We start from the raw sequence: 6,981 nt of genomic DNA on the forward strand, positions 1-6,981 counted from the left end.
CTACTGTACTTTTAGCTTGGGCGGCAATTATATCTGAGGGGTGAAAATAGGGGGAATTCCAAAAGTCGTAGGTGGCACTCGCTGCGGCTAGATTTCCCGAAGCTTGTGGCACACTTGTACTAGGTTGACTGGCCAAGTTTTCTACGATACTGATTAACCTTTTCTTTCTTCTGGTGTCCCCTAGGTCTGCATATTGTAATTCTTGGGCTGCCCATTTCTCCATTTTTTTGCTTACCTCCACCTTAATTCCTTCTTTCAAAACTATACCTATCAATCGTTTCCCCTTTTTTTAAGTTTCTTCTCTTTTTGTTAAGAAAGATCTGACTAATGGATAGCCTTGATAAGGGGGGCATCTGATAGTTTTTAACGCCTACCTACTTAACCTAGAAAAACTTGGGCAATAGCTGCCCCGATTCTCACGGCAATCAATCCGAAAATGATACTAGCAACGGCAAAAAAAAGACTGAGAAAATTTTGTTGATTGCGCCAGAGTATCAGGATATCTAAACTATAGGTAGAAAAGGTGGTATAAGCTCCTAAAAATCCCGTTCTAACCATTAAATCTAGTTGGTGGGAATAAAAGGGAACACTGGGTAAAATAGCCCAAAAAAAGCCGATAGCTAGACAGCCAGTTAAATTAATAATAAAGGTTCCATAGGGAAAGCGCAAGCCGAATTTTGCTTTTGTCCATTCGGTAATATGATAACGAGATAACGCCCCCGGAACCGCTCCGGCTACAATTGCGAAAACATCGTTTAAATCTGACATTGTCTCTAATTTTTTTGCTATCTTTGCCTAGGCTCTATGATAATTGATGCGGTTATCGATCGCATGGCCGATATTTTCAGGGGTGTTATTGTCGAGGACAACCTGACATTCAGGATAAACGTATGAAAATTCAACCGCGTAAACGTTTTGGACAACATTGGTTAAAAGATGAATCGATACTCGATCGCATCATCGGTGCTGCTAATTTACAATCAGAGGATCGGGTATTAGAAATCGGTCCTGGTACAGGCATTTTAACCCGTCGTCTTCTCGATGGCGCTCAATTGGTTGTCGCTGTAGAAATCGATCGAGATCTATGGACAATTTTAAATAAAAAATTCGGCCAACAAGATAACTTTCATCTCATCCCAGGCGACTTTCTTACCCTTAAACCCGAGCAACTGCCGCCAGTTAATAAGGTAGTGGCTAATATTCCCTATAATATCACCGGTCCGATCCTGGAAAAGCTGCTCGGTTCAATCGCCCATCCCTTCACCCCCCCTTACCAGAGTATTACCCTCTTGCTCCAGAAAGAAGTCGCCGAAAGATTAGTCGCTGTCCCCTCCACCAAAGCTTACAGTGCTTTGAGCGTCCGCATTCAATACCTTGCCGATTGTCAATGGATTTGTGATGTCCCCCGGCGGGCCTTTTCCCCACCTCCCCGGGTGGATTCGGCGGTAATTCAGATTTTACCCCGTGTTTTCCCGAAAAATGTCGGTAATGCGGCCTTTTTATCCACTTTAATTAGCTGGGGTTTTGCCAACCGGCGCAAAATGTTACGCAATAATCTAAAAAATTGTCTAGATAGCGATCGATTAAGCCAAATCCTGACACAATTAGAGATTAATCCCCTCGCTCGCGCCGAAGATCTCAGTTTATCGCAATGGATTGACTTGGCGGAAAAATTAGGTCAATTGCCAAAATTTTAGATTTTTTTTCTTGACAAATGCACAGTTATACCCTTCTAGCCCCCGCTAAAATTAATTTATATCTAGAAATCGTTGGCGATCGCCCTGATGGTTTCCACGAGTTAGTGATGGTGATGCAGACGGTGGCATTATGCGATCGCATCACTCTCCGGCCGAACGGATTGCAGGAATTCCGCCTCTTTTGCTCTCATCCCCTCGTCCCCCAAGATAGCAGTAATCTCGCCCATCGCGCCGCCACTTTGATGGCGAAGGAATTCCCCCGCCTCTTTGCCAATTACGGCGGCATCGATATCACCATCGAGAAATATATTCCCGTGGCTGCCGGTTTAGCGGGGGGATCCACCAACGCGGCGGCGGTGTTAGTCGGCATCGATTTAATCTGGGAATTAGGCTTAACCCATCCGGAATTAGAAACTTTAGCGGCAAGATTGGGATCGGATACTTCCTTTTGTGTGACAGGAGGAACGGTTATCTGTACGGGAAGGGGAGAAATTCTCGATCCTATCGCTCCTCTGACTGGATTATGGGTGATTTTAGCCAAATACGATCATTTATCCGTTTCTACACCCTGGGCCTACCAAAGCTATCGGCAAAAATTTCAGGATACCTATCTGTCTTCTCCAGAGGAATTTCATCACCGTCGTCAGCAGGTAAGTTCTGGGGCTTTGGTACAAGCGATCGCCCAGAAAAAACCAGCCGCTATCGGCAAATTTATCCATAATGACCTCGAAAAGGTGGTTTTACCCGAATTTCCTCTCGTAGCCGAGTTAAAACAGGTTCTAGGGGATTTAGGCGGTTTGGGAACGATGATGTCAGGCTCCGGCCCGACGGTTTTTACTCTCTGTTCATCTCAGGAAGTGGCGGAAACTATCGTTAAAGAGGCCCGGGAAATTCTCGTCGCTCCCGATCTACAATTTTGGATAGCTCCAATCACCGATACAGGCATTCAAGTGACTTGAGAAAATGACAATTAACCCCCTTTACCAAGACAACCAAACTCGCGGAATAATTGCCTCTCGATCGCTCATTTCTCGCCTTAAAATTTGCCAAACCTGCTGAAACCATTGTCGCACTTCACCGCTAGAATTGCCCCGATAACGACATAAAAGACCATCTCCTAAAGTGCTAGTAACTCCCATCTCTCCTTCTAGGGAAAAATCTCTCACTTTTTCGATTAAATCTCTGCCCACCGGTTGACCGATATAAACTAAAGTACCGATCAGGGTGCTATTATTTAAACCAGAAAATCCCTCGATCATTTTACCACCCAACAGGAAGGCTCGATCCAGCCATAAAGGTTGTCCCGATCGCCAAATTTCCCAATTAGAATGCCATTCTCCCGCTAAAAATTTCTCGCCTCGCGCACTGCGACCAAAACGGGTAATTTCCCATCCCAACCAACTGCTATTTTCCCCTAAATCCACTCGTAAATGTTGGCGAAATACCGCACCATTAAAGATAATTGCTTCTTGGGGTAGCCATTCTAAACCGGCATTGTCATCGATTTTAATCTCGATTAATTGTTGAGCCATCTGACCATTACTCTGGTAAACTTTCCCAGCAGAAGCAGTGGTAATCAGAGCATTAGTAGCGGCTTGGAGATGAATTTTTTGTTGAAGAACATCACCGCCAACTATTCCCCCTGCCGTGTGTAAAATCACCGTATGACAAAGGTTTTTTCCTTCGGGATAAAAGGGTCTTTGTACTTTTAAAGGAGCGGTAGCATAGACGTGATTAATCTCGGTTGCGAGATTTTTTTGCTTGTAAATTAGTTCTAGGTTTCCCTGCCACATTATTTATTGATCCTCAGTCATGGTTTCTAGAAATTGCCGATAATTTTCAGGACTGAGATTAATTTTAAATTCTATTTGCTGTTCTTTATCCCTGAACAGTAAAATATATTCACTTTCCGATTTTTTGCCAACTAGGAGAGGATTTTTCATCTCGAATTTTTGATAAACTAGATGGGGTTTCGTCACCCGAATAACTAAACTAGGTTGGGATTGGGGATAAATATATAATTGCTCCCGTTCCCGATCTAAAATTAATTGTTTAGGTGTCATGCTTCTTTCGTCAGCAAAAGTAGATTTATGCCAATAGAGGGTAATCCCGCGAATTTGGGGCATTTGGATGCTAAATTTTTCATCAAAACCTTGCTGCTCCCAATTAATATCTTCCAGAGAGCCAGTATCGGGAATTAAACGCTGTTGCCAGAAGACTTCCTTAAGATTTAAATCTTGCCACCATTGGCTAATAATTTGGAAATTCTCCAGATTATTGGGGTGGGGATTGGCACTTTGCCAGAGGAGAGGAGTAAGCATTTTGGGGTAATTTTTGCGCTGGGAAAATCAGGTTAATAGTCTTCGCTGGAGTTAAGGGATCATTAATCTCAATTATCATCGATTCTTGATCTGCCAATATGGCTATGATATTAACTCTCGATCGCATTTTTATTTTATCCTAAATTATCGGGGGAAAAACTGCTAAAAGTGGTCTTTACCATTTGCTTTTTCCTCTTGTGATCGCTACTGACTTGGCACTGTTTTAAACCAGAAAAAAGAGGGATTTTATGGTAAAATAGTCCTACAAATGGGCATATTCTGCACATCAAAAGGGTAAAAGCCCGATTTTTAGCGAATTTACTCACAAAAACGCTTTTTTTGCCTTGTTATTGGAGTTAAACCCCCTATGACCGCCGCCCAGGATCATGTCGTCCCCACAGACTTAAGCAATGAAATGTCCCGTTCCTACCTAGAATACGCCATGAGCGTCATCGTTGGGCGAGCCTTGCCCGACGCTAGGGACGGACTGAAACCCGTACACCGGCGCATTCTTTATGCGATGTACGAACTAGGATTAACCCCCGATCGCCCCTTCCGGAAATGCGCTAGAGTCGTCGGGGAAGTATTAGGAAAATACCACCCCCACGGGGATACTGCTGTTTACGATGCCCTCGTCCGCATGGCCCAGGATTTCTCCATGCGCGATCCCCTGATTAACGGTCATGGTAACTTCGGATCGATCGATAACGATCCCCCGGCAGCCATGCGTTATACCGAGTGTCGTCTGCACACCCTGGCCACCAACGCCCTACTACAGGATATCGAGTCAGAAACCGTCGATTTCGCCGATAACTTCGATGGTTCCCAACAGGAACCCGTGGTTTTGCCCTCTAGAGTCCCACAACTGCTAATTAATGGCTCATCGGGTATCGCCGTCGGTATGGCCACCAATATCCCCCCCCACAACCTGGCCGAGATTATCGATGGAACCGTTGCCCTCATCCATAACCCCGATCTCACCGATACGGAATTACAGCGTTATATCCCGGGGCCGGACTTTCCCACCGGGGGGCATATCCTTGGTAGAGACGGCATTCAGGAAGCTTACACCACCGGCCGGGGTTCCATTACCCTGCGGGGAGTGGCCACCATTGAAACCATCGAACAAAGGGGAAGACCCGATCGAGATGCTATTATCATCACCGAACTGCCCTATCAAACCAATAAAGCGGCATTAATCGAAAAAATCGCCGATTTGGTCAATGATCGCAAAATAGACGGTATTTCCGATGTGCGGGACGAAAGCGATCGCGACGGCATCCGGGTAGTGATCGAACTGAAACGAGATGCCTATCCCCGCGTCGTCCTCAACAATCTTTATAAACAAACGCCCCTCCAGTCGAATTTTGGGGCGAATATGTTGGCATTAGTCGATAACGAACCGAGATTACTGACTTTAAGGGAGTTTCTCCGCGTTTTCCTCGATTTTCGGGTAGAAGTGATCACCCGTCGTACCCGTTATGAACTCCGCAAGGCCGAGGAAAGGGATCATCTCCTTCAGGGTTTACTAATTGCCCTCGCTAGTCTCGATGCAGTCATTGCCCTGATTCGCAGTGCTGCCGACACAGCTAGTGCAAAAGAGGGATTAGTGCAGAATTTTGGTCTTTCAGAGGTGCAAGCGGACGCAATCCTACAAATGCAGCTACGACGGTTAACCGCCCTAGAATCGGAGAAAATTCAGCAAGAACACGGGGAATTACTGACAAAAATCGGTGATCTTCAGGATATTTTAGCCAAAAAAGAACGGATCGACAGCATTATTGAGGAAGAACTGCAACAGATCAAAACGATTCACGCTACCCCCCGTCGCAGTCATATTGAACAACGGGAAGGAGAAATCGCCGAAACTGACTTGATTGCCAACGAACAGGCCTTAATTCTTGTCACCGAACAGGGTTACATCAAAAGAATGCCCGTTAATACCTTTGAGTCCCAAAATCGGGCGACAAGGGGCAAAGCTGGCGCAAAAATGAAAGAAGACGACGGCATCGATCACTTTATCACCTGCCGCGATCACGATAGCGTCCTCTTTTTCACCGATCGCGGGGTTGTCTATAGTCTCAATGCCTATCATATCCCCACCGGTTCCCGCACCGCTCGCGGCGTTCCCATCGTGCAACTGTTAGAGATTCCCAAAGGGGAGAAAATTACCTCGGTGGTGGCAGTCAGCGAGTTCAGCGAGGATAATTACCTGATTATGCTCACACAAAAGGGATTTATCAAGAAAACCGCCCTCGCTGCCTTTAGTAATATTCGATCAAACGGTTTAATCGCCATTTCTCTCGAAGACGGTGATCAACTACGTTGGGTTCGCTTGGCCAAAGAGGAAGATAGCGTCATTATCGGTTCTCGTCAGGGGATGGCAATTCATTTTAAGGCCGATAGTCAACAATTGCGCTCCTTGGGAAGGGCAACTAAGGGCGTAAAATCGATGAAATTGCGCTCAGGTGACGAATTAATCAGTATGGACATCCTGCCTAGTCAAATTGTCGCCCAAATCGCTGAATCTAACCAAGAAGAAACCGAGGACGAAAGCGAAGAAATTAACCCCGAAGTGGCTAATAATGGCCCCTGGGTGTTAGCGATTACCATGGCAGGACTAGGAAAACGGGTTCCCGTTACCCTCCTCCGGCTACAAAATCGGGCGGGATTAGGAGTCAGAGTGATTAAATTCCGCAAAAAGAACGATAAATTAGCGGCTCTGCACGTTGTTAACCCCAACGAGGAATTTATGATTATCACCGAACGGGGTATTATCATCCGTCAATCCGTCGATGCTATTACTCCCCAATCGCGATCGGCCGGAGGCATCCGGGTGCAAAAACTTGATGAGGACGATGCGATCGCTGCTGTCGCCCTAGTTCCCCCTAGTGATGCGGAGGAATCTGAAGACATTTAGATTTACTGGGAAGTGGGGAAGTGGAGTGTGGGGTGTGGGGTGT

General features: G+C 45.9%; 7 protein-coding genes. 3 read left to right on the forward strand and 4 right to left on the reverse strand.

Going from position 1 to position 6,981, the window contains the following annotated elements; translation table 11 throughout:
• Positions 1-223, reverse strand: a 223-nt coding sequence (locus IQ224_RS19915; protein WP_130757148.1) for a transposase, incomplete at its 3' end; no start/stop codon positions are given.
• Positions 224-378: 155 nt separating this feature from the next.
• Entirely contained in the window at positions 379-768 is a 390-nt protein-coding gene (gene crcB, locus IQ224_RS19920; RefSeq protein ID WP_002748231.1) for a fluoride efflux transporter CrcB, read from the reverse strand.
• Positions 769-890: 122 nt separating this feature from the next.
• On the opposite strand from crcB, the gene rsmA reads away from it, so the two are divergent.
• Together rsmA and ispE are read left to right on the forward strand one after the other, a co-directional pair.
• The gene (gene rsmA / locus IQ224_RS19925; protein WP_002748229.1) at positions 891-1,697 is read left to right on the forward strand and encodes a 16S rRNA (adenine(1518)-N(6)/adenine(1519)-N(6))-dimethyltransferase RsmA; all 807 of its coding nucleotides are present in this window, start codon (positions 891-893) and stop codon (positions 1,695-1,697) included.
• 17 nt (positions 1,698-1,714) lie between these two features.
• Positions 1,715-2,656 carry a 4-(cytidine 5'-diphospho)-2-C-methyl-D-erythritol kinase gene (gene ispE, locus IQ224_RS19930; RefSeq protein ID WP_002748225.1) on the forward strand — a complete coding sequence of 314 codons (942 nt, stop codon included), beginning with the start codon at positions 1,715-1,717 and terminating at the stop codon, positions 2,654-2,656.
• Positions 2,657-2,677: 21 nt separating this feature from the next.
• Here ispE and IQ224_RS19935 read toward each other — a convergent pair whose 3' ends face one another.
• Both IQ224_RS19935 and IQ224_RS19940 read right to left on the reverse strand, forming a co-directional pair.
• Complete coding sequence (locus IQ224_RS19935; RefSeq protein WP_002748224.1) at positions 2,678-3,490, reverse strand: urease accessory protein UreD; 813 nt, start codon at positions 3,488-3,490, stop codon at positions 2,678-2,680.
• A gap of 3 nt (positions 3,491-3,493) precedes the next feature.
• The gene (locus tag IQ224_RS19940; protein WP_002748217.1) at positions 3,494-4,018 is read right to left on the reverse strand and encodes a hypothetical protein; all 525 of its coding nucleotides are present in this window, start codon (positions 4,016-4,018) and stop codon (positions 3,494-3,496) included.
• Positions 4,019-4,385: 367 nt separating this feature from the next.
• On the opposite strand from IQ224_RS19940, the gene gyrA reads away from it, so the two are divergent.
• Positions 4,386-6,938: a DNA gyrase subunit A gene (gene gyrA / locus IQ224_RS19945; protein WP_194033401.1), complete on the forward strand. Its 2,553-nt coding sequence runs from the start codon at positions 4,386-4,388 to the stop codon at positions 6,936-6,938.
• The last annotated feature ends 43 nt before the right edge of the window (positions 6,939-6,981 follow it).

Source organism: Microcystis sp. LEGE 00066, from assembly GCF_015207925.1.
GTDB lineage: Bacteria > Cyanobacteriota > Cyanobacteriia > Cyanobacteriales > Microcystaceae > Microcystis > Microcystis ichthyoblabe_A.